The organism is Allocoleopsis franciscana PCC 7113 (assembly GCF_000317515.1).
Classification (GTDB): domain Bacteria; phylum Cyanobacteriota; class Cyanobacteriia; order Cyanobacteriales; family Coleofasciculaceae; genus Allocoleopsis; species Allocoleopsis franciscana.
The window spans coordinates 3,732,336-3,755,029 of record NC_019738.1 but is presented as its reverse complement, the minus strand read 5'-3'; the positions used below and the strand labels follow the sequence as shown (position 1 = coordinate 3,755,029).

Genomic DNA, 22,694 nt, shown 5'->3' with positions numbered 1-22,694 from the left:
GGTTAAACCGAATAATTTTGGTTCAAGGAATGGTTGAGTTCACTGCGTGTGAGTGCCAACACCGCTTGAACTAACTGTTCTGGCTCAAGGGGCTTTGTTACGTGCCGTTGAAAACCACTGGTTATCGCTCGATCGCGATCGTCTTCTCTAGCATAGGCAGTTAGGGCGATCGCTGGAATCTGTCCCCCTTTGGAAGGTAAAGCGCGAACCTGTTGAATCAGGGTATAGCCATCGACTTCGGGCATACCAATATCACTGACTAACACATCGGGTTGAAAGGATGGCAAATGTTCCAGTACTTCTACCGCAGAGGCAACCGTCAATACATCTGCACCATATTGAGTCAGTAATACCGTTAATAGCTCGCGGGCATCGGGGTCATCATCGACGGCAAGGACTCGAATTCCTGTAATATCGAGTTTGTCTTGTGGCAACTCATCCGTCTGCTGGATTTCCGGTGCAACATCCAGTAATGGCAATCGAACCGTAAATGCGGCTCCTAATCCTTCACCCGGACTATCAGCCGTAATGGTACCGCCATGAGCCTCAACTAACTGACGGACGATCGCTAACCCCAATCCTAATCCTCCATATTGGCGAGTAATCGAAGCATCCTCTTGCCGGAAGGATTCAAAGATGTGGGGAAGAAAGTCTGGATTGATGCCTCTGCCAGTATCTCTTACCGCAATTTCTGCCTGGTTTCCCACCCGATTGAGCTGGATATCTACTCGTCCACCTTTGGGAGTAAATTTGATGGCGTTAGACAACAAGTTCCAGACAATTTGCTGAAGGCGGGCGGCATCACCAGATACTTGTCCAATATTGGGTAATACAGGATGAAGTGAGATAGATTTAGCGACGGCTGCCGTTCTGACTGTATCGATCGCCGCTGCAATCGCCGAGGATAGATTAACGGAGTTCACATTCAGGCTCAGCTTGCCGCGTAAAATTTTGGCAACATCCAGCAGATCGTCAATTAGTTGAGTTTGTACTTTGGCATTTCGCTCAATGGTAGCGAGAGCCTCAGCCGTTTTAGTTTCGTCAAACTTACGCATCTGCAACAATTTTGTCCAACCCAGGATGGGGTTCAGTGGCGATCGCAATTCGTGAGAAAGCACAGCCAGAAATTCATCCTTAATGCGGTTGGCGCGTTCGGCGGCTTCCCGTGCGGCTTGTTCTTGCTGAAAGAGTTGTTCGCGTTCGGCTTCAACCTGCTTGCGCTCTGTAATATCGGTCAATGTACCGAGGTAACCAGTCACCTCGCCAGTTCCACGCTGTAAGGCTGTCGCACTTCCCTGTATCCACGTCACCTTACCTTGTGGTGTTTGAAAGCGGTATTCAGCCGCAAAAACTTGCTTATTTTGAGCGGCTTGATACCAGAGATCGGCAACACGCTCTCGATCGTCAGGATGCAACGCAGACACCCATCCCGTGGCTTGAGCTGCCTCTAGTGACATACCTGCCATTTCACACCAACGTTCGTTGACATAAAGGCAATTTCCTTGTGGATCGGTCATAAAGATGCCTACAGGGGCATGACTGGCAAGGGTGCCGAATCGGATTTCACTCTCGCGTCGCGCTTCCTCCGCCTGTTTGCGTTCCGCTTCGCGGCGCTTCGTCTCAGTGATGTCCATTACAGTGCCAATGAAGCGGATCGGATTTCCGGCGGCATTAAAGTAAGCCTGCCCTTTTGCCGCAATCCAGCGTTCAATCCCGTCCTGAATGCCGATTGTCCGATATTCCGTGTCACAGTTGCCGCCGCTAGCTGGGTTGAAAGACCATTGCATCACCTGTTCTAAGCGTTCGCGATCGTCGGGATGCAGTCCCTCAAAAAAGACCTCAATGCTGCTCTCTGCATCTGGCGGCAACCCGAACATCGCTTTGCAACCTGTATCCCAGGTCAGTTTATTGGTGATGAGGTTCCAGTCCCAGGTGCCCAACTGAGCAGACTCGATCGCCATGCGGAGACGGTCTTCACTCTGGTGCAGCGCTGCTTCTGCTTGTTTGCGATCGGTCACATCGGTATGAACACCAATCCATTCTCGAATGGAGCCATTCTCCTCAAACACGGGCACGGCTCGCACACTCATGTGACGGTACACGCCATCATGTCGGCGCACGCGATGTTCAACTTCGTAAAGGGCACGGTTCTCTAAGGCGATTAACCAAGCTTGGGTAGTCATTGCTCGATCGTCAGGATGCACGGCATTGAGCCAACCCCAGCCTTTCAATTCGTCGTAAGTTTGTCCGGTGAAGGCACTCCAAGCGGGTTGCGGGGTGGTAAACTCGCCCCGATCGCCTTGCTCATTCCAGATGATTTGAGCAGTGGCTTCAATCAGCGATCGATAACGCTCTTCACTGGCTTGCAAGGCGGCTTCTGTCTGTTTGCGTTCAGTGATGTCCGTATTCGTGCCAAACCACCGCAACACCTTGCCCTGTTCGTCTCGAACCGGAATCGCACGGGAAAGAAACCAGCGATACTGTCCATCTTTACCGCGTAGGGGGAAGGTATCCTCCCAGGTTTCGCCTGTTTCAAAGCATCGGCTGATTTTCTCGACCACGCGATCGACATGGTTTGGATGATGCACTTTCTGCCAGCCCCAGCCTTCCATTTCTTCGAGAGTAGTACCTGTGTAGTCAAACCAGCGCTTGCTATACCAGAAAATCTGCCCGTTCTCATCTGCCATCCAGGCAAACTGAGAAATGTTATCTGCCAGAGTCCGGAACCGCATTTCGCTCTCTTGCAGTTCTCGCTCAGTCTGCTTCCGTTTGCTAATGTCCTCAAACAGAATGGCAACTTTTCGGCTTCCTGGCGGCCCAATTCGGAAGGAGGAAACATCAAACCACCGATTTAATGCCTCAGAATAGTTTTCATAGCGGACAGGTTCGCCTGTCAGGACAACATTGCCATAAAGGTCAATCCAGTACTGTTCCAGTTCCGGGTGCAGTTCCCGTGCGGTTTTGCCCTGTGCGTTTTTAAGTCCCGAATGTTTCTCAAAAACTGAGTTAATCTCCAATAGACGATAATCAATAGGCTTATTGTGTTCGTCAAACAGCACTTCAGCGACGCAAAAGCCTTCATTCATGTTCTCAAACAGAGTGCGATATCGTTCTTCAGAGACACGCAGGGCTTCCTCGGCTTGTTTGCGTAAGCGAAGCTCGTCGTAGACATCGCTAATATCAATCACTGAACCAATGTATCCCTTAAACTCCCCATCTTCCCCTAACCACGGACTTGCCGCATCGAGGCAAGAGCGATATTTACCATCCTTACGACGCAAACGATATTCTAAGCGGAACGCTTCTTGACGATGGGTTGCGCTTAAAAACACGTTTTTGGAGGATTCGCTATCTTCGGGATGCACGGCATCGAGCCAGCCAAACCCCAAACCCGTTGCCTCGGTTTGACCTGTAAAGTCATACCAGCCCTGGTTGAGGTAGGTGCAGTAGCCTGTAGCGTCTGTCACCCAAATCATGACAGGAGCGTTATCTGCCATGTGGCGGAAGCGTTCTTCACTCTGACGCAGGGCGGCTTCTACCTCAATCCGCTCCGTAATTTCTTCACAAACGGTGCTGATGCCAACTACCCGCTCCCCAGCCTTCAACGGCAAAAAGTGTTCTAGCCAGGTGCGCTTTATGCCAGGTTGTGCCGGAATTTCACCCTGAATTTCAACATTCAGCAGCGGTTCTCCCGTTTTCAGAATTGGGTGCAGAAGTTGTTCAAGCGTATCTGCCAGATTGGGAAATAGTTCTCGTACAGTACGCCCAAGATGAGCTTCAATCGGTAGCCCGTTGATGTCTGCCAAGCGCTGATTAATCCGCACAAAACGGAGTTCAGTATCTAGGACATTCAAGCCAATCGGAGCAGACTGATAGATAGCTTCAATTTCCGCAAGTTGCCGCTGAAGCTGCTGCTCGCTCTGCTGCACCAATGCCTCACTGCGCTTGATGTCATCAATGTTCGTAATCGTGCCAATCCAACCTGTGAGTTGGTTTTGACTGTCTCGTGTCGGGATTGCTCGACAGATAAACCATTGGTACTCACCCCCCCAATGGCAAAGGCGGTATTCAACTTCAAATGACTGTCCATTCGCGATCGCTTCACTCCATTGAGTTAACGAGCGATCGCGTTCATCAGGGTGAACCGTATTAGCTGCCGCTAAACCCATCGATTCCGCTTCATTCAACCCTGTGTACTCGTACCAGCGTTGATTGCAATAATTGACTGCTCCAGTTGCGTCCGCAGTCCAAACCATTTGGGGCATGGCTTCGGCTAACTCTCGATAGCGCTGTTGACTAGCTTTGAGAGCTGCTGCGTCCTGGTTTCGCTCAGTGATATCTAAAAAGGCTCCGATTACACCCCGAATTTGATTTTGGTCGTCTCGTAGGGGAGTTGCATAGGAGAGTAATTGGTGTACCGTGCCATTGGGTAACAGAATGTCAAACTCAGCGTCTCGCACGTCTATACCCAATCTGACAGCTACTTGCATCGGTAAATCCTCGGCGGGTACTTCCCGTCCATCCTGGAAAACCCGATAGGGGGGCTGCTCATCAACAGGCGCACTCTTTGAGATGTTGCTGCCGGGGTCAACACCTAGCAGTTGTCGAAGGTACGCATTGTTCTGCATCTGGGTACAACTTGGATCGGTGGCGATCGCAATACCCACAGGAATGATGTCTAACAGGCTTTGCAGTTCAGCAACCCGATTTGTCAAATCCCGGTTCAGTTGTTGAATCGCTGCCTCGTGTCGTTGTAGGTCTGTAACTGTGTGGCTCAATTCCAATTCCAGGCGCTTGCGATCGGTGACATCTCGCCAAGAAGCGACAAAGCCATCATTCAATTTAGTGGCTCGAATATCAAACGCCCGAACCAGATGCTGCTTGCCATACGTGTCATCGTAAATGAGCGAGTCTTCGATCAACGGTTCAGCCGTTTCAACCAATCGGCAATACTCATCAAACAGCCCTGACTCCCGATGAGCGGGCAACACCTCGCATAACCCTCGACCGATCTGCATTGCTTTCGGCATCCGGTTGTTTTCACATGCCGCTCCGTTGAGATAATCAATCCGAAAGTCTACAATTTGACCCGACTCATCCCGCATAGCTGAAAAGATGCCAAAGCAGTCCAGCATATTCTCAACCGAGGTTTGAAACTGCTCCTGACTACGTTCGAGTTCCCGTCGTAATTCAGCATTTTCGATCGCACTGTGCATCGATAGGCGCAAATCATCAGGGGTCATCCGGTCTTTCACCAAATAATCTGCTGCCCCGTTTTTGAACGCCCGCACCGCTACCTCTGCATCGTCACTGTCAATTACAACGATCGGTGGGCAGCGATCGCCCATCTGTTCTTTGAGTTGACGAAGAAGCTGGATGCTATTGGAGTGGGGAAAGTGAAGTTCTAAGAGAATGCCATCAATCTGTTGCGATTGAGACAGTGCCAGAATTGGGGTATCATATTGCTCGGTAAGAATCTTGTATGCAACATTACTATCCTGTTGTAATTGATGCTCATAAACGCGATCGCTCTCAGCAGAGTCAGCAATTACAAGAACAGTCCGATGAGTTAACATACTTAAGACCTAATTGGCAGATTGTGAGAAGGAGCTAGTCAAAGTCACGGAACTGAGCAATTCTTTGAGGAGTAACTAGCCGATCCCAAGATCATATCAGTTCTGTCACTAATCGCTCAGATACTGTTCCAAAGGCGTTATTACTGCCATCCTGTTTTGATACAAGTGGCTCAGCTGGATGGCTTTGTTGCCTGAAGAGGTTGGGGATGGGGACGTGGTAGGGTTGAAGCACCACCAACAAGCCTTTACAGCAATGAACTACCACCTAGGGTGTGCGCCTCTTCTGTAGTCACGATGCGATCGAGTTCAAAGCGTTTGCCGACCAGTCCAGCGACTCCCAGAACTTGAAAATTCATCATTAGACCTCTTGCTTGCAGTCGATTTTCGCCCCCCTACCCCCCCAATTCTGGGGGGAACCTGAATTCAAAGTCCCCCAAAATTGGGGGATTTAGGGGGCACTCCAGGATTGAGGCAGCAGGTCTATTCATAAAGTCTGGGTCAGTCAGACCGAGTTCTGGTGAAGTAGGTTTGTTATAGCAGTCGCCAAGGCAATTAGGACTCTCGCCAAATGCTGAAACCTTGACAAGTCCATCTTTTCGCTTGGAGCATAAAAGCCCTAGTTTTCCATGGGGTTGACCATGACTTGTAAGATGCAGTGCAGCAGGCACGTAGACAACTTCTTCAATCAGTTCAGGTTTTCTGAGATGAGGCAATGATAATTAGGCAATTTGCAGGGTATTGGGTTCAGGGATGGATTCACCTTCTACTTGCCAAGCTTCCAAGTACATTTCAATCACTTCTTCACCGTTACGAATGGCTTCAGAGCGAGTTTTGCCATGAGTGCAAGGCATAACAACGCGATCGCTAAACTCTGGTATCGTAACTAGGAAAAGCTGATCTTCATCCGACCATTGAACAATCATGCTGTATCGACTCATAAATTCTTATCCTCCCTTAGCTCTTCCAGTTCAGTTAATAACTGTGCCAACTGTTTTTCTAGGTAGAGTGGCACATCATCCCCATCCTTGCCTGGAATTGTGAGTGTTTTCCTGAGCAGAGGATGTCGCCAACGATCGTGGCTACCTTTGCCGCGCTTAGGCAGATAAATAAAACCTTCACGCGCAATCTGAGCTTTTAACTCTCGAATTTTCCTGGGCATGAATATTGCCTGATTTTCTACTATAGTTTCTCACTTTCTCATCTTCCCAATCTGTTGTTGTACAGCACCACTGAACTCTGGACTTTCCAACTACATCCTCACCAATAACTTGAGGAGTCTAACGTTCCGGTTGAGCGGCTGTCAGTAACCTTTGCCTATACACCAAGATCTTTCGTCAGTTCCTTCCAACCCGATTGTTATGCACCTGCAACTTCCAAGTTACTAAATCTGCTCAATATAGTCTAAGAGATCTTCCCTAATCTTAAACCATTCGCCAGCCAACCTAATTTCCTGAAACTTCTTGTGCAACGACTGCTCCAACTGTTGGGCTTTCTCTCCACTCTCAACCTGTATTGACTTGATTAATTTTAATTGTGTTGGGCTAGACGTTTGCAGCGATTTTATCCTATTTTCCAAATTCTTCGCCCGACCTATTTTGATAGCTTTGCTATCTTCGTTCAGTATGAAATAAATGAAATGAGCCTGATGCGCTAATTTATCACCATCCAAGGAAAGTAATCGATTGCCAGGGGTAATAATCTTAGTCTCTGGGCTTGCCCAAGTCTTTACCCATGTAGAGATTGCTTGGATTGTTAGGGATTTTTGAGCTTTTATTGTAATGAGTTCTCCATTGATATTGAGGACAAACTTTTTGCCGCCTGCCTTGCCTCTTGCTGGAGGGCGAACAAAATGATTGGGGTCATCGTACTCATAAACGGAGTTAGAAATTGAATCAATCCTTATTTTTCATTTAGTTACTACTCTGTGTTGAGGATGCTTTGTATCAATTCCGAATCGTTTCACATGCTCAACATCAACCTCTACCCATCCCCACCCTTGAGCTGGCTCACTGAGATCTCTATCAATGTAAATAACTGATTTGAATCTCCTAATGCCCATGAAAATACTCCTTCATCAATTGCTTTGCAGTGACACAACTCTGAACTCAGAGAAATGATTTCCGCATACTACGCCGACCAATAACGGAAACCGCATAACTATTTATTCAATCCTACAGGTGCGCTCTAACACCCATAGCAAAGATGTTATGCTGTATCCACCGCTTCAACTATATTTTTCCTCTAGATAATCAACATAGGATTCTGTTGAATAGTCTGTATCTAGCTGAATCGAACCGATTAGTCTTTGAGTCCAAGGATAAAGATTAGTCAAAGGTTGTATCGTTGAATTGGGTGAAATAGATGACAACGTTTCTTTTTCAATTGATGCCAACACGGATTGAACCAAACGCCAGCGATCGCTAATTAGCAATTGCAACGCCTGCTTTTGCAATTCCTGCAATGTCATTAGCATTCTCTCCCTTTAAGCTCTCTCTACTAATTTTAATGATGACAGTGACTTTGAGATGTGAATGAGCTTTCGGCTGTGCCTCAGCGATCGCTCTTTTGCTACTTTGATCGCTGCTTCCACTGGACTTGAACAGGTTTTATCTCGTGTTCGTTGTATGCGGTGAGGCTGGCATGTACCTCATTCGGCCAGTACCAGCCCATGCCTGTGAGATGATACTTATAGCCCTCTCCGTATTGTGTACGGGCTACCTCCACTGCTTTAGCTCCAGTCGCGCCACCTCGAATGAAGTGCATCATGCCAACAGGTAATACTACCAGCGCTACCCCAAGGATAAATGCAAGCTTCGGAGTGGAGGCAGAATGACCAGATCTAACGCTTGCCGACACTACAGGTGCAGCTCGTAGCTGTGTGTAGATCCAACAATGAAGCGCGATCAGGATAATTGTAAGTAGAAGCGACCTACAAAGAGCAATCGCATCGAGGCGAAATTCAATTGCCCAGAGTTCTGCTGGCTTCAAAAAGGGAAGTAGTATGAAGTCGCTAACTAAGTTAGAGAGCATGAAAGCGGCGACCCAGGTGACCAGGGGAACAGCACGTAGACTACCCCGAAAAAGAAACACACCCGCCACCACCGCTGGAATGTTAAAGATGGACGAATAGCTCTGACCTTGTGATATGCAATAGATCCAATACGCGATATCGAGAATCCCGACCGCGATCAGCACAATACCCACCCGCTTCAAAATAGCGCGATACTTGTACATTTGTTTTAAGGTCTAACGGCTAGCGTCATCGGTTGCAGATCAGCTTTAAACCTGACTAGGAACATATTTCTGTCCGTTGAACTTAAATAGCTCCCTCTCAGAAAAGGGCTTTCCTTCACGTATGCCCTTACGCTCCACCAATATGTTAAAGAATCCCTTCGTGCCTGGTTGAATTGTAATTTTACTGTCCCAATCGGTTAAAGCCTTTCCACCTTGCCCTCCACCTGCCCCACTATTATTTTCACTGGTTGTGAGGACGGGTAATACTTCGCGCAGAGAATCGCTTACCTTTGCATATATTGATGTAGTAGAAACCATCCACCCTTGTCCTATTCCACTACCCTCATGCACTATACCGTAGAGATTATCACCATTATTGCCTAATACTTTCACCGTAATATCACTGGGTTCAACCTTGCCCCAGGAACCCCAACGGGAAGCGGCGAGGTAAGAATTGACTAACTTCCATCCGGCAGTCTGTTTCTCAAACTCAAAAAAGCTCAGGTGTGGAGCACAAGCGTGACAGTCAGACCCTTTGTTAATGGATGCTGTCGCAACAAGCACTGCCTCTTTATTTTTATAGGGAAGTTTGTACTGATTAAGAAACGTATGAACTGGACTACACGAGGTTTCATCGCAGAAATTCTCAACATTGTTCCAGTGATTACTCTGAAGATAGGGCAAGATAATCTTCTGTGCTTGCTGAAAATTCCACTGTTCCTTGCTATCGGCTTTGTCCGAGTTCAGGCTCCAACCAATCACATGAAGCTCTTTACTCATGAGTCTCCCGTAGGTTGTCACCGATAAAGCATTACCAAAGTGGTCATAGAATGACATCTTGCAATATCCTTGACCACTGCATGTTTCTAGTTCTGGATATTCATTACAGATTTTGACTTCTCCGAAGCACTCCGACCTAACTTTTTCATCGGTCTCACGATAGCCATACGTGGGTAAACTCGCATACTGCCAACCTGCATTTACCAGTAGAGTTTTTGCATCCTGATATGGCATATTTTTGCGTAACTTGATTTCCAGAACTTCCGCCAAAACCGGAGACACCAAACTTAAGAAAGTCAGGCTAGCTAAAACGGTTAAGCCAAGTCTAGGATACATAGGTTCTGTAGTTTTAGTTTTTTGCTCAATTATTGTTTAGACAAACTTAGAGTGCAAACTCGTTGTAACATTCTCTTGCTAGCAACAGTATCAGCCTCAACTGAAAAATATTGCGGCCAGTAGTCTATAAAAGAAGTATAGGTTCTCCAGCTTGGCTTAGCTGCTAAGTTGCCACGATTACAAGATTTAGTGTATGCACTTCTTTTTCGATCCCCAACGCTGTACTCAAAGGCAACAACTCTTATCTTTGGTAAGTTGTCATAATATCCATCTTCATTATTGAGAGTATCATCAACCAACATCATCTCAAACTTAATACTTTTTTCGTTTAATCTTAGTGTTTCACCGCTATTAGTTTTACCAAATTCTACCCACTGCTCTTTGTTTGTTTGAGCAAGGACAGGTGTTGACAATTGGGCAAGAGCGGAAAAACTCAAACAACTTACCAGTAAAGGCAAGGTAAATTGAAGTGCTTTATTCATGAGTAGTTTAGAAGACAAACAGATAAATGACAAATGATAGCTGCACCCACAATCTAATCCGTATAACTATTAGTTGTATCGGATTCGCAGTCTAACACTTATGCCAATGAGGTTATGCCGCCCCCACTGCTCTAATACCCTGATTGGAGATACTTTATTAGTGAATACAATCTAACACAGCAGAATTTCGTAAAACTACAGAATAAAGCCGTCTAACATCACTAAGAAGGTAGTTTTACAGCATTAGCGATCGCACAACCTTAACTATTTCCCTAACCCCTGCACAAATGCGGTATGTTCTGCTGCTGCCAACCCTTCTTGCAACACAGCTAGCACTCGCCCCATATTCCCAGCCAATAAATCATCCACTGCCAACCACAAACCTGGAAACACTTGACTCCGAATCACCCCATCCTCATCCACTGGCAGTGGAACATACTCGCCCTCTTGCAAATAAAACCAATCGAGTCTCTGCTCAAACACTTGCCAAACGATATACTCTCTAATCCCATTGCGACGATAAGCTCGTTTTTTATCACCAAGATCGATCGCTGCACTACTCGCCGCAATCTCTGCCACCAACTCCGGTGCCCCTTCTATATAATCATCGTCACTCAGCCGTGCCTGTCCTCCAGCCTCTTCCTCAATCATCAGCACCGCATCGGGTTGGGGTTCATTGTCCAAATCTAAACGAACCGTGGGTTCAATTCCCAACTCAATACCCGGTGTCGCAACCTTGTAATTGCCTAGCCAAACGATCAAATTTGCGTGAGGTTGACCATGACTTCTAAAACGCAGTGCAGCAGGCACGTAGACAACTCCTTCAATCAGTTCAGCTTTCCTAAGATGGGGCATGGCATTGTAGCGCCGCTCAAATTCATAGCGATTTAAGCGATCGCCACTTTCGAGCGGTGGAATTAGTAAAGGTTTTTGTTGAGGAGGTGTTTTGACCATTGCTGGTAGTAGGTTTGGGTTTCTTGCCGGGTCATCCTCCGATCATATCCAATGGTTAATCCTCATCCTCACGAACAACTCCAGTGTAAAATCCCGGCACTCGTATCCTGAATGCCGGGAAAGATTTAAGTCGCTGAGCCTATATCAGAGATTTACCAGTTTCCGCAGAATCAATCTGATGCTGTGAGGTTTTGCCACTAAACTACCCCCGCATACTTAGAGCAGGGAGCGGGATTTGAACCCGCGTCTCGCAACGCTTGTTCCACAGAGAAAGATACAGGGAGCGATTTTTGAAAATGAGATTGGAGCAATAGCTTGAGCTTTATTTTGAGCTTAATGCGCTAGGGCGGCTTTACCATTTGCCTACCCCCAGATAGTCTAGGGGGCAGGAGTCGAACCTGCAAATACCCTACTCGCTAAAAATGAACTTGTACTCCAAATCCAGTGTAGTTTAATCTGCAAATAAGTAGCCAAAAATCGCATTAGCAACTTGCCGCTGCTGCACTTCCCTGCCATTGGCTTCTTCTCTAGCTTGAATCACTGCTTTTTGTAACATATCCACTCTACGCAGCATTATATTCACGCGGTCTTGAGGAAGTGCGCCTGAAAACTCAATCAAACTCCAGGTTCCTTCCACAATATCTTTGGAAACCTCCTTGATTTGAGCTGGGTGATGTTCCGTTGCTTCATAGGCAACGACAAAATCAGTAATTTTCTTGGTTTTCACAGTTTCTTTGGGACTGGTGACGTAGCATCCTCGATTGGGGTCATGCTGCCAGTCTTTGTCAATCGAAAGCACGGGTAGTGAAGCAATGAACGTCTTCACATCCTGAAGCTGCTTTTCGAGAAATAATAGATAGGAAACAGGAACATCTGCAATAATAATCCGTCCATCTACTGTTACAGATGCTTTAGCCTCAGTATTAGCGTAGTCCTGAGTAGCTGCTAAGTCTAAAAATTCAGAGCAAGATTGCACAAACTTTTCGATTAACTCCTCAGCCTTCAGCGTCAGTTTTTGCGATTCAGGAGGATATACAAATCCATCCTCTTCTCTAGGCTGGTAAGTTCTGCTCAATCCTTGAAACAATGTACTCTTCTGAGAGAGTTGCGATACCTCGGTTTTGCCCTTGTTGGCATTGGCTTTAACAGATTGCAACACAGCAATCAACTGATTTAGCTTCATATAACCACCAAAATGGGTCAATTCAATTATTGCCCAGCCGATAAACCCAACTTCTGACTTTGCACGGAAAACTTATTGAAACCTGTCGCTTACAGATAGCCATCGGTTAGACTGAATAAATGTCCCAAGCCGTCCGACGCATGAGAAACCCATGCATATTCTGTTCGTTGAAGATGAAGCGAAAATTGCTAACTTCGTCCGCTCCGGGTTGAAAGAACAGGGATTTGTTGTCGATTACTGTGACAACGGAGATGAGGGCTATACTCGCGCCTTGGACAACGAGTATGACGCGCTTGTGCTTGACATCATGGTGCCAGGAAAAGATGGGTTGTCCATCCTCAAAAATCTGCGCCGGAAAGGACAGAATGTGCCAGTGATTTTACTGACTGCCCGGAATGAATTGGATGACCGAATTGAAGGTCTAAACTTGGGTGCTGATGATTATTTAGCCAAACCATTTTTCGTTGAAGAACTCGTTGCCCGCATTCATGCAGTGGTGCGTCGAACGGCGGGCGATCACCAAAACCTGGTTCGCGTCGGCCCGATCAAGCTCGATCGCATCACGCGAGAAGTCACTTGCAATCAGCATATTGTAGAACTCACCACCCGCGAGTTCAATCTCTTGGAATACCTGATGCGATCGCCTGGACGAGTCTTCACCCGAACCCAAATCCTGGAACACATCTGGGGCTATGATTTCAATCCCAATACCAATGTTGTGGATGTGTGCGTTCAACGCATTCGTAAAAAGATTGATTCCATCGGTGGTTCCGGGTGGATTGAAAGCATTCGAGGCGTTGGCTATCGATTCCGTCAATCAGAGTCTTAGAGGCTGTTTACCCGGAGATCTCCCCCAGCCCCCCGTTGAATAAAAGGCTTCGTCCTTACTCCTCTCCCCTTTTAGGGGAGAACTCTCTTGGGTGGGGGGAGAATTTAGTCAAAGTCCCCCTTTTTAAGGGGGATGCGAGGGGAATCTACATTTATGCAAGAAACAGCCTCTTAATGGTGAAACTGCGTTCCTTCCGTATCCGAATTGCCTTATTGTCTGCTGTTCTGGCAGGAGGTGCCCTCGTTGGGTTTGGGTTAATCTCTTGGTGGCTAATTTATGAGGCAAAAGTAAGCCGTCTGGATGCGGAACTGGAAAGTCAATTGATGCGGGCAGGGCGTCCACGCTCCTCAGAAGGCTGGCAGTCTTATGAAACCTCACTTGGGCAGGCATTTGGAACCAATGGAAAAACAGCGATCGCCATCCTAGTCATCGGTGCAGATGGCAATATACTGTATCGTTCCCAGCAATGGGCTACCGATTTGGATGTCACGAACCTATGGACATCACGTCCACAACTACCGCCCTTTCCTTCACCCCGCTTCGAGCGGCAAACAGCCCCATTTCCCGCAGCCAAGCCACCCTTTCCAGAACGTTTGCAGCCTCCGCCTGAAGTACCACCGCCAACTCCTCGATTCGCCACTCAGCACACCACCACCGGAACATGGCGGGTTGGTGCGGTCACGACACCCTTTACTCAAGTCGCGATCGCAGTCAGCTTAAATGCAGTCACTCAAGAGATGGCAGTCATCCGCAATATCTTCCTGATTTCAATTCCAGGGGTACTTCTGCTTGTAGCTGGTGGTGCATGGGGAATTGCTGGAAGTAGTTTGCATTCCATCCGACGGCTAACCACGGTTATTGGAAATGTTACCGCTAGCGGTTTGGAACAACGAGTTCCCATTGGGACAACAGATGTTGAATTTGTTGAGTTGATTCAGGTGTTTAACCAGATGTTGGAACGTCTGGAACGCAGCTTTAAACAAGCGTCTCGGTTCAGTGGGGATGCGGCACACGAACTCAAAACTCCACTCGCGATTTTGCAAGGGGAACTAGAACGAACCCTGCAACAAGCGGAACCTGGATCACAAGTTCAACAACGGCTGAGTAATTTGCTAGATGAAGTACGCCGACTCAGTGGGATTGTGCGTAAACTGTTGCTGCTTTCCCTAGCGGATGCCGGACAAATGAACCTGCATCGAGTTGAGGTGGATTTGTCTGGCTTGTTAATGGAGATGTTGGAAGATATCGAACTGTTGGCACCCCATCTAGAGATTCAAACAGAAATTGCTGATGCTTTGTGTGTACAGGGCGATCACGACTTACTCATTCAGGTCTTGCAAAACTTGATTAGTAATGCCATTAAATACAATCTCCCAAACGGTTGGATTCGGATTGATGCTCACCGTCAGGGCACAACTGTATCGATTACCATTAGTAATTGCTCGAAAGATATTGCAGTGAGCGATCAAAGCCGCATTTTTGACCGCTTCCATCGCGGAGATCCCGCCCGGACGCGCAAAGTGGAGGGAATTGGATTGGGACTCTCGCTAGCGCGGGAAATTGCACGAGCACACGGTGGCGACCTGACGCTTGACTCGCCCTTATCTGGACAGACTGCATTCACCCTAACCTTACCTGTTGGGTTATAGAAGCAGAATTCTTCATATTTTGACCACAAGGCTCTTAACTGTAACGCAACAGAAAACCCCAGCACATCACAACTGGGGTGTTTGTATGAAATATCTCGTTCTTGTCTAGTCAAAACTTAATGAGCAGATGGCTTAGCTTAACTCACTGCAAATGTTGTCCAAATCAATAAGCTTACAAATACAATTGCGATCGCTCCTTGCATGGCGTATCTTTGCTGTTCCCACACGGCTGGATATTCGGCGCAATAAACCTTGGTTTCAGGGGCGTAGTTGTTTAGGATGCCTTGTTCGTTAACGGTGGTGTACATATCGCTTTCCTTGCTTAATATTTCTTTATGTAAATTAATGTAACAGAGTATTTACATAAACGCAAGGGGTAGGCTATTTGCCTTTTGGCAAAGGCAAAAACATCAGCACGGAAGGCACCACCTTGAGTGAGGTGCGTTACACTTCGTTCACGCACCCTACAGATATTGAAGATTTACTGGATCAATCAGCTCTCAATGGACATTCTGCAAATTCTCAAAGAGGACTATCAACGCTTCCCAGCGGACCAAACCTATAGCATCTATGCGCCCGATGTCTTCTTTAAAGACCCCCTGAACCAGTTCCAGGGCATAGAGCGTTACAAGCAAATGATTGGTTTTATCAACACCTGGTTTGGCGCTCCCAAACTGGATCTCCATGAGATTCATCGCTCAGAAGACACGATTAAGACACGTTGGACACTGAGCTGGACAACCCCCTTACCTTGGCGTCCGCGAATTTCCATCCCCGGTTGGAGTGAACTAAAGCTTAATGTCGATGAACTGATTATTTCCCATATTGACTACTGGGACTGCTCTCGTTGGGATGTCCTAAAACAACACCTGCCGTTCCAAGAAAAAAATTAAAGAGATAATAAATAATGTAAATACTTATGAGGCAGACGCAACCATTGTGTCGCAAGATCATCCATGCGTGTAATTCTTATGACTGGCAAAGGCGGAGTCGGCAAGACTTCCGTTGCCGCAGCTACGGGACTCCGTTGTGCTGAACTGGGTTATCGAACACTCGTTCTCAGCACCGACCCCGCTCACTCTCTGGCAGATAGTTTTGATATCGAACTGAGCCATGAACCCCGATTAGTTCGTCCCAATCTGTGGGGAGCCGAACTTGATGCTCTAATGGAATTGGAAGGGAACTGGGGTGCTGTTAAACGATATATTACCCAGGTTCTGCAAGCACGGGGATTAGATGGTGTTCAGGCAGAAGAATTAGCCATTCTTCCCGGCATGGATGAAATTTTCGGACTTGTGCGGATGAAACGTCATTATGACGAAAATGAGTACGACGTTTTAATTATCGACTCTGCTCCTACGGGTACGGCTTTGCGATTACTCAGCTTACCGGAAGTTAGTGGTTGGTATATGCGCCGCTTTTACAAGCCACTGCAAAGTATGTCGGTTGCCTTGAGACCCCTAGTTGAACCCTTTTGGAAACCAATTGCGGGTTTTTCCTTACCGGATAAAGAGGTGATGGATGCTCCTTATGAGTTCTACGAGCAAATTGAAGCATTAGAAAAGATACTCACAGACAACACCCAAACCTCGGTGCGTTTAGTCACCAATCCTGAAAAAATGGTGATTAAAGAATCCTTACGCGCTCATGCCTATCTGAGTTTGTACAACGTCGCTACCGATTTAGTGGTCGCCAATCGGATTATTCCCGACCAAGTGACTGACCCCTTCTTTCAGCGCTGGAAGGAAAATCAACAGCAGCACCGCCAGGAAATTCATGAAAACTTCCATCCACTACCGGTGAAAGAAGTTCCTCTGTATTCAGAAGAGATGTGTGGTTTAGAGGCTTTGGAGCGGCTGAAGGAAACACTCTATGCTTCAGAAGACCCCACTCAGGTCTATTACAAGGAAAATACCATTAGGGTGGTACAAAATAACAATCAATACAGTCTGGAACTCTATCTACCGGGTATCCCGAAAGACCAGATCCAGCTAAGCAAGACGGGGGATGAACTGAACGTGCGGATTGGCAATCATCGGCGTAACTTAGTGCTCCCTCAAGCCTTAGCCGCCCTGCAACCTTCTGGAGCCAAGATGGAGGAAGATTATCTCAAAATTCAGTTTGCCGCTGCTGTCTAAGGGGTAGTTTGACCAAACTAAGCGATCGCATCAAGCGGGAGTCAGCAGCCTTTAGTAAACCTCTGGGGAAATGTTGTTGTAGGGGTACGATATCATCGTGCCCTTATTTTATAAGTTTTTATTATATTATGTTAAGGGTAACATGTGGAACTTTAGGTGGAAATTCCTTAATTTAACCACAGTATTGTTACCATTGGTATAGCTTCGTGTGAATTTAAAGTTACAAAAACCCCATTTAATTTGTATTAATGTATACTTATATTTAATAAAAACAAAAAAATGAAATAATTCTCTAGATTGAGAGGCAAATAACAGGCGTGAGTCAGCTAAACCAAGTTTTTCCTGCTCAGGGTTTAAGGGAACCACTCAGACGCTACGACGCAAAAACGATCGGACGATACTACCGCTCCCGACCTTGGGCAGCCATCGGTCGTGCCCTCACGATTATCTGGTCTTTTGCCCAATTTATTTTCAGTCTCAAGTGGGATGACTGGCGCAATCAAACAGAGCGCAACAAGTTTAAACGAGCGGCTCAGCTCCGGCAAATCCTCACACGCTTAGGACCAACCTTTATTAAAGTCGGGCAAGCTCTCTCCACACGCCCTGACTTAGTGCGGAAAGACTTTTTAGACGAACTGATTAAGTTACAAGATCAGCTACCGCCCTTTGATAATGCCTTGGCGTTCTCCATTATTGAAGCCGAGTTGGGACAACCTGTAACAGAATTATTTAGCGAAATTTCTTCCAATCCAGTTGCCGCCGCCAGTCTCGGACAAGTGTATCGAGCTTTTCTGCACACGGGAGAAGAAGTAGCGGTTAAGGTGCAGCGCCCCAATTTGCTCCCTACTCTGACCTTAGACCTGTATTTGATGCGCTGGGCGGCGGGTTGGCTTTCTCCCTGGCTTCCTCTGAATTTGGGGCATGACTTAACGTTAATTGTTGATGAATTCGGCATCAAATTATTTGAAGAAGTCGATTACATTAACGAAGGACGCAACGCGGAAAAATTTGCCCACAATTTCCGCGATGATGCAACGGTTAAAGTCCCCATCATTTACTGGCGCTACAGTAGTGTACGAGTCCTCACTTTAGAGTGGATTCATGGCTTTAAGTTAACCGATACCGCTAGTATTAGTGCGGCTGGACTAGATACAGACAAAATCATTCAAGTCGGTGTTATTTCGGGTCTGCGTCAGCTTTTGGAACATGGATTTTTCCATGCTGATCCCCATCCCGGCAACTTGTTTGCCTTACCGGATGGGCGCATGGCGTATATTGACTTTGGCATGATGGATCAGCTAGAGCAATATACCAAGGAAACGATCGCTGCATCCATCGTCCACCTGATTAATAAAGACTACGTTGAACTAGCGAAGAACTTTGTTAAACTCGGCTTTTTAACCCCAGATACCGATATTACGCCCATTATTCCAGCGTTAGAGGTGGTGCTGGGAGAAGCGATGGGTGAAAGTGTGCGGAACTTCAACTTCAAAACCATTACCGATCAATTTTCGGAGTTGATGTATGATTATCCGTTCCGTGTACCAGCGAAGTTTGCTTTAATTATTCGTTCGTTGGTGACTCAGGAAGGCTTAGCACTAACGTTGAATCCTAATTTCAAAATCGTTGAGGTATCCTACCCCTATGTAGCGCGGCGTCTGCTTACGGGTGAATCCCCAGAAATGCGGCGGCATCTGATTGAAGTATTATTCAAAGATGAGAAATTCCAGTGGCAGCGGTTGGAGAATATGATTGCGATCGCTCGTTCTGACAACCACTTCGATTTACTACCCACGGCTCAATTAGGGTTGCAGTTTATCCTCTCCGAGGAAGGTCAGTTTTTGCGCCGTCAACTGCTTCTCGCTTTAACCGAAGATGACCGACTGCACACCCAAGAAGTTCAACGTCTTTGGAATTTGGTTAAAGATGACTTGAAACCAGGGCGTTTGTTCAATGTTGCGTTGAATTCTCTGACTGAACTTTCCATCGAAGGTGTAGCCTCAATTTTGCCGCTGGCTACTATCCTGAAAAATGAATAGTGGTTATTTTCGATAGAAAAGAAACAATGGGTATTAAGAGCCTTTGTTTTTGAACCGATGCATCCTCTTTTTGTTAATACTCAAATCGGACTACTATTAACATAACTCCCCCATTCTCGTATGAACTCCGGTCTCTCCTCTAATCCCAGACTCATGTTTTTTAGGAGGAAATTTCGGATAGGCTATTAGTAGCTGCTCAAGGCTAAGTTATCGTATCCCTTGTGTTTTAAAATCTGTCCGTATCTTCCTGAATACTCATAGGAGTGCTTCGTGTATACCTTTCCAGAACCGCCATATTTTCTGTTGATTTTCGGCTTGTTTGCTGGCATAACCTCTGGTGCCGCGTTTGAAGCGACTCTTAAACAAAGAGTCCGGGAATGGTCGAAAAATCGTTCCACGCGGACTCTAGCTCAAATGAAAGGAGTCCAGTTACAAATGCCGTTTCTGGGAATTGCAGGGGGAATTTGTGTCTTTCTCGCGGCTGGATTAGAGATATTTGGCTTTCCCTGGTGGTTGTCCTATTCTATCTCGCTACCGCTCACCCTATTTATTAGCGTCCTTGTTTGGTTGCAATTGGGTAAACTGTTGAATCAATTAGAGCAAGGTGGCTCAAAAGCTCTAGATTTAGATTCAATTACTTAAGCGATAGCCGATTACAGCTCACATTCTGTATCCTCAATAAGCCGTTACTCTGGAAATAGTAACCTTTTAGGGTGTAGAATGTGGGTTACTTATTTCACTCGTGTTGGCAGAACGAAACGCCTCAATTTGATCAATTTTTGCCATGAGCGCCATGTAGGAAGGGGCGCTATAGCAGCAATTCGTCATCGGATCGAAACCTTGCCAATTTTGAGCTTGACAAATAAACCAATCTCGATATTTTCCGTTGCCATCAAAGTCACCTTCCAGCATCATCCAGTCGCCCCCCAATGCAAAACCAGCATTGAGTTTTTCCAGTTCAGGATAGAGCCATGCTTCTAACTGCTGTAAATCCCAAAAGACCCCCGGATGCCAGTAATCGCTCAGGCAGCTAGAAACTTCGACTCGATAGCCCTGCTCAACACGATAAATCCGCGCTTCAATGTCATCTAGAGGAATAATTTGAACAACTTTTGTACTTACTTCACTCACATCCACTCCTTTTTTTAGGATAGAAGGTTCAACTTTCGTCGCCACTGGTTTTGAGTTGTAGATAAACCAGCACGAGTGTCAAGCAGAGCAACACGGTAGCCGCCGCCGCAGCGTAGCCAAAATCAAACAAAGCAAAGGCTTGTTCGTAAATGTAGTAAACCAGTACATTAGTGGAGTTGAGAGGGCCACCGCCCGTGATCATATAAACCTGCTCGAAACTCCGTAATGTAAAAATTGCTGTCGTAATGGTGGCAAAAATTAAGGTAGGTCGCAATCCGGGAAGGGTAATGTACCAGAATTTTTGCCAGGAATTAGCACCATCTAATTCAGCCGCTTCATAGCGACTCGGAGGAATGGCTTGGAGTCCTGCCAGGAATACCACCATGTTAAAACCGAGCTGTTTCCAACTGCTTAATAAAATCAGGATGGGCATCGCCCAAGTGGTGCTGCCTAGCCAGGGAATCGATGCAAAACCCAGAAAATTGAGCAATGCATTCACGGGACCTTCGGTTTGAAACAGCCAGCGAAACCCTAGTCCAACGGCAACTAAAGAGGTAATGGACGGAATGAAATAGGCGGTTCGCAGCAGTCCCCGCAGGGCTAATGACTGATTGAGTAAGATGCCTAATCCCAAGGGAATAATCAGGCTGGGCAGGACGGTGGCAACGGTGAAATAAAGCGTATTGCCGAGAACCTGCCAAAAATCGGGGTCGAGGGCTAGGCGGAGATAGTTTCTCAAACCAATCCAATGAATACCTGTTAAGGTGAAACTTCCGCTAGTAAAGCTCAGGTATACCAGATAAGCCATGGGCCACAGCAGGAAGAATCCAAGGAGAATTAGGGCGGGGGCTAAGAAAATCCAGGCGGCGATCGCATCATTATCTAGCCAGGGTTGCGGAGGGGAAGGTTTAAAATTATTCGTCATAGCATTTCTGTTTACAAGAAGTGAGGCGTGAGTTTGAGGATACCGAGTGCCAAGATTTCCTGAATTGGTTTTTAATCATGGCAAACTGTGGAGGTATTATCAGAGATTGAGAGAGCGAACTGAACGGAAGTTACGTTATGAACCCTCTTCGTTTTGCAATATTGGCTTTGACTGGATTGACCGCGACGACTCTCACCACTGTTGGAGTTGTGGGTACTTCTGTACTCGCCAAATCACAGGGGACTTCCCAGCCGCCACCCATACCGCTTGTTGCTCAAGCGACAAACCTCACAAAGTTTCGGCAAGAAGCTCTGGACACACATAACAAACTTCGAGCTAAGCATGGCGCTCCTCCCATGAAGCTCAGTAATACCCTAAATCAAAAAGCCCAGAGATGGGCACAGAACCTAGCGAGGCTCGGTAAGCTACAACACAGTGGGCCTGGAGAAAACCTTTATTGGTCAACGGCTGATGCGACCGGTAACGCCGTCGTCCAAATGTGGTACGACGAAGTTAAAGACTATAACTATAACAAGCCAGCCTTTAGCATGAATACCGGGCACTTTACCCAAGTTGTTTGGAAAGGGTCTGGTGAATTGGGCTGTGGGAAAGCTAAGGGGTCAAAGGGGTATTACGTTGTTTGTAACTACAATCCTCCTGGGAACATGCAGGGAGCTTTTGCGACGAATGTTGGTCGTCCGAAGTAAGACGATTTAATTTGGAGGCACTACTAAAAATAACGTTGTATGAATCATCAATCCGTATTAGTTGATACGACTACCGACTTCTTAATTTCACCCCCTATTTCTCCCCATCACTCCACAAATTCTTCTCCCATGAAACTGGGAATCATGGCATCTGGAAGTGGCAGTAATTTTGAGGCTGTTGCTCAAGCGATAAAAGACGGGCAACTCAACGCCCAAATTCAAGTCTTAATTTACAATAATCCCGGTATCAAAGCCGTAGAAAGAGCTGAACGTTGGGGCGTTCCTTCTGTACTGCTCAATCATCGAGACTACAAACGCCGAGAAGAGTTAGACACGGCTATTGTTGAAGTGTTGCAGCAGTACCAGGTAGAGTGGGTGGTGATGGCAGGCTGGATGCGAATTGTCACACCTGTGTTAATCAACGCCTTTCCTGACCAAATCATCAACATCCATCCCAGTTTATTACCCAGTTTTAAGGGTGCTCACGCTATAGAAAAAGCCCTAGAAGCGGGTGTAAAAATTACTGGCTGTACAGTACATTTGGTGTGCCCAGAAGTAGATAGTGGCCTGATTTTGGTACAAGCTGCCGTCCCGGTGTTGCCTCTTGATACACCAGAAACTCTTCATGCTCGAATTCAAGTCCAGGAGCATCGAATCTTACCACAAGCAATCGCGCAGCTTGCCCCTAGGACGACTTCAGTAACCCTTTAAGCAAGTTCAGCGTTAAAAAA

Annotated in this window: 21 protein-coding genes; 8 read left to right on the top strand and 13 right to left on the bottom strand. The window is 46.7% G+C overall.

All coding sequences use genetic code 11. The features are described 5' to 3' along the window. Window positions 1-2: 2 nt before the first annotated feature. From MIC7113_RS33405 to MIC7113_RS15740, 10 genes are all read right to left on the bottom strand, one after another. The gene (locus MIC7113_RS33405) at window positions 3-5,576 is read right to left on the bottom strand and encodes a PAS domain S-box protein (protein ID WP_015183158.1); all 5,574 of its coding nucleotides are present in this window, start codon (window positions 5,574-5,576) and stop codon (window positions 3-5) included. 719 nt (window positions 5,577-6,295) lie between these two features. Beyond that, entirely contained in the window at window positions 6,296-6,514 is a 219-nt protein-coding gene (locus MIC7113_RS15780; protein ID WP_015183156.1) for a type II toxin-antitoxin system HicB family antitoxin, read from the bottom strand. Further along, window positions 6,511-6,735, bottom strand: coding sequence for a type II toxin-antitoxin system HicA family toxin (locus MIC7113_RS15775; protein ID WP_015183155.1), 225 nt, complete (start codon window positions 6,733-6,735; stop codon window positions 6,511-6,513). The genes MIC7113_RS15780 and MIC7113_RS15775 overlap by 4 nt, the downstream gene beginning before the upstream one ends. A gap of 222 nt (window positions 6,736-6,957) precedes the next feature. Then, window positions 6,958-7,245 carry a GIY-YIG nuclease family protein gene (locus MIC7113_RS39020; RefSeq protein ID WP_216596322.1) on the bottom strand — a complete coding sequence of 96 codons (288 nt, stop codon included), beginning with the start codon at window positions 7,243-7,245 and terminating at the stop codon, window positions 6,958-6,960. Between the two features lie 555 nt (window positions 7,246-7,800). After that, complete coding sequence (locus MIC7113_RS15765; protein ID WP_015183153.1) at window positions 7,801-8,043, bottom strand: hypothetical protein; 243 nt, start codon at window positions 8,041-8,043, stop codon at window positions 7,801-7,803. Window positions 8,044-8,144: 101 nt separating this feature from the next. Continuing rightward, window positions 8,145-8,810: a hypothetical protein gene (locus MIC7113_RS15760; RefSeq protein WP_015183152.1), complete on the bottom strand. Its 666-nt coding sequence runs from the start codon at window positions 8,808-8,810 to the stop codon at window positions 8,145-8,147. 45 nt (window positions 8,811-8,855) lie between these two features. Continuing rightward, on the bottom strand, window positions 8,856-9,926 hold the full coding sequence (locus tag MIC7113_RS15755; RefSeq protein WP_015183151.1) for a hypothetical protein: 1,071 nt from the start codon (window positions 9,924-9,926) through the stop codon (window positions 8,856-8,858). Window positions 9,927-9,955: 29 nt separating this feature from the next. Next, window positions 9,956-10,408: a hypothetical protein gene (locus MIC7113_RS15750; RefSeq protein WP_015183150.1), complete on the bottom strand. Its 453-nt coding sequence runs from the start codon at window positions 10,406-10,408 to the stop codon at window positions 9,956-9,958. Between the two features lie 264 nt (window positions 10,409-10,672). Beyond that, on the bottom strand, window positions 10,673-11,362 hold the full coding sequence (locus MIC7113_RS15745; RefSeq protein WP_015183149.1) for a Uma2 family endonuclease: 690 nt from the start codon (window positions 11,360-11,362) through the stop codon (window positions 10,673-10,675). Between the two features lie 451 nt (window positions 11,363-11,813). Next, window positions 11,814-12,545 carry a DUF7873 family protein gene (locus MIC7113_RS15740; protein ID WP_015183148.1) on the bottom strand — a complete coding sequence of 244 codons (732 nt, stop codon included), beginning with the start codon at window positions 12,543-12,545 and terminating at the stop codon, window positions 11,814-11,816. 151 nt (window positions 12,546-12,696) lie between these two features. Here MIC7113_RS15740 and MIC7113_RS15735 point away from each other — a divergent pair, with 151 nt between their 5' ends. Then, the gene (locus MIC7113_RS15735) at window positions 12,697-13,374 is read left to right on the top strand and encodes a response regulator transcription factor (protein ID WP_015183147.1); all 678 of its coding nucleotides are present in this window, start codon (window positions 12,697-12,699) and stop codon (window positions 13,372-13,374) included. Window positions 13,375-13,547: 173 nt separating this feature from the next. After that, window positions 13,548-15,023 carry a sensor histidine kinase gene (locus MIC7113_RS15730; protein ID WP_015183146.1) on the top strand — a complete coding sequence of 492 codons (1,476 nt, stop codon included), beginning with the start codon at window positions 13,548-13,550 and terminating at the stop codon, window positions 15,021-15,023. A 137-nt stretch (window positions 15,024-15,160) separates the two neighbouring features. Here MIC7113_RS15730 and psb34 read toward each other — a convergent pair whose 3' ends face one another. Next, window positions 15,161-15,331 (bottom strand): photosystem II assembly protein Psb34, encoded by a 171-nt coding sequence (psb34, locus tag MIC7113_RS36485; protein WP_015183145.1) that lies wholly within the window; start codon window positions 15,329-15,331, stop codon window positions 15,161-15,163. A gap of 195 nt (window positions 15,332-15,526) precedes the next feature. On the opposite strand from psb34, the gene MIC7113_RS15720 reads away from it, so the two are divergent. From MIC7113_RS15720 to MIC7113_RS15705, 4 genes are all read left to right on the top strand, one after another. Further along, window positions 15,527-15,916, top strand: coding sequence for a DUF2358 domain-containing protein (locus MIC7113_RS15720; RefSeq protein ID WP_015183144.1), 390 nt, complete (start codon window positions 15,527-15,529; stop codon window positions 15,914-15,916). 63 nt (window positions 15,917-15,979) lie between these two features. After that, window positions 15,980-17,161, top strand: coding sequence for a TRC40/GET3/ArsA family transport-energizing ATPase (locus MIC7113_RS15715; RefSeq protein WP_015183143.1), 1,182 nt, complete (start codon window positions 15,980-15,982; stop codon window positions 17,159-17,161). 317 nt (window positions 17,162-17,478) lie between these two features. Beyond that, window positions 17,479-19,200, top strand: coding sequence for an ABC1 kinase family protein (locus MIC7113_RS15710; protein ID WP_015183142.1), 1,722 nt, complete (start codon window positions 17,479-17,481; stop codon window positions 19,198-19,200). Between the two features lie 270 nt (window positions 19,201-19,470). Continuing rightward, the gene (locus MIC7113_RS15705; protein WP_015183141.1) at window positions 19,471-19,842 is read left to right on the top strand and encodes a hypothetical protein; all 372 of its coding nucleotides are present in this window, start codon (window positions 19,471-19,473) and stop codon (window positions 19,840-19,842) included. Between the two features lie 66 nt (window positions 19,843-19,908). Here MIC7113_RS15705 and MIC7113_RS15700 read toward each other — a convergent pair whose 3' ends face one another. Together MIC7113_RS15700 and MIC7113_RS15695 are read right to left on the bottom strand one after the other, a co-directional pair. Then, window positions 19,909-20,376 (bottom strand): hypothetical protein, encoded by a 468-nt coding sequence (locus MIC7113_RS15700; RefSeq protein ID WP_015183140.1) that lies wholly within the window; start codon window positions 20,374-20,376, stop codon window positions 19,909-19,911. After that, window positions 20,360-21,256 carry a carbohydrate ABC transporter permease gene (locus MIC7113_RS15695; RefSeq protein ID WP_015183139.1) on the bottom strand — a complete coding sequence of 299 codons (897 nt, stop codon included), beginning with the start codon at window positions 21,254-21,256 and terminating at the stop codon, window positions 20,360-20,362. The genes MIC7113_RS15700 and MIC7113_RS15695 overlap by 17 nt, the downstream gene beginning before the upstream one ends. A 137-nt stretch (window positions 21,257-21,393) precedes the next feature. Here MIC7113_RS15695 and MIC7113_RS15690 point away from each other — a divergent pair, with 137 nt between their 5' ends. Both MIC7113_RS15690 and purN read left to right on the top strand, forming a co-directional pair. Continuing rightward, window positions 21,394-21,963, top strand: a complete 570-nt coding sequence (locus MIC7113_RS15690; protein ID WP_015183138.1) for a CAP family protein — start codon at window positions 21,394-21,396, stop codon at window positions 21,961-21,963. Between the two features lie 39 nt (window positions 21,964-22,002). After that, the gene (gene purN, locus MIC7113_RS15685) at window positions 22,003-22,674 is read left to right on the top strand and encodes a phosphoribosylglycinamide formyltransferase (protein WP_015183137.1); all 672 of its coding nucleotides are present in this window, start codon (window positions 22,003-22,005) and stop codon (window positions 22,672-22,674) included. Window positions 22,675-22,694: the final 20 nt, after the last annotated feature.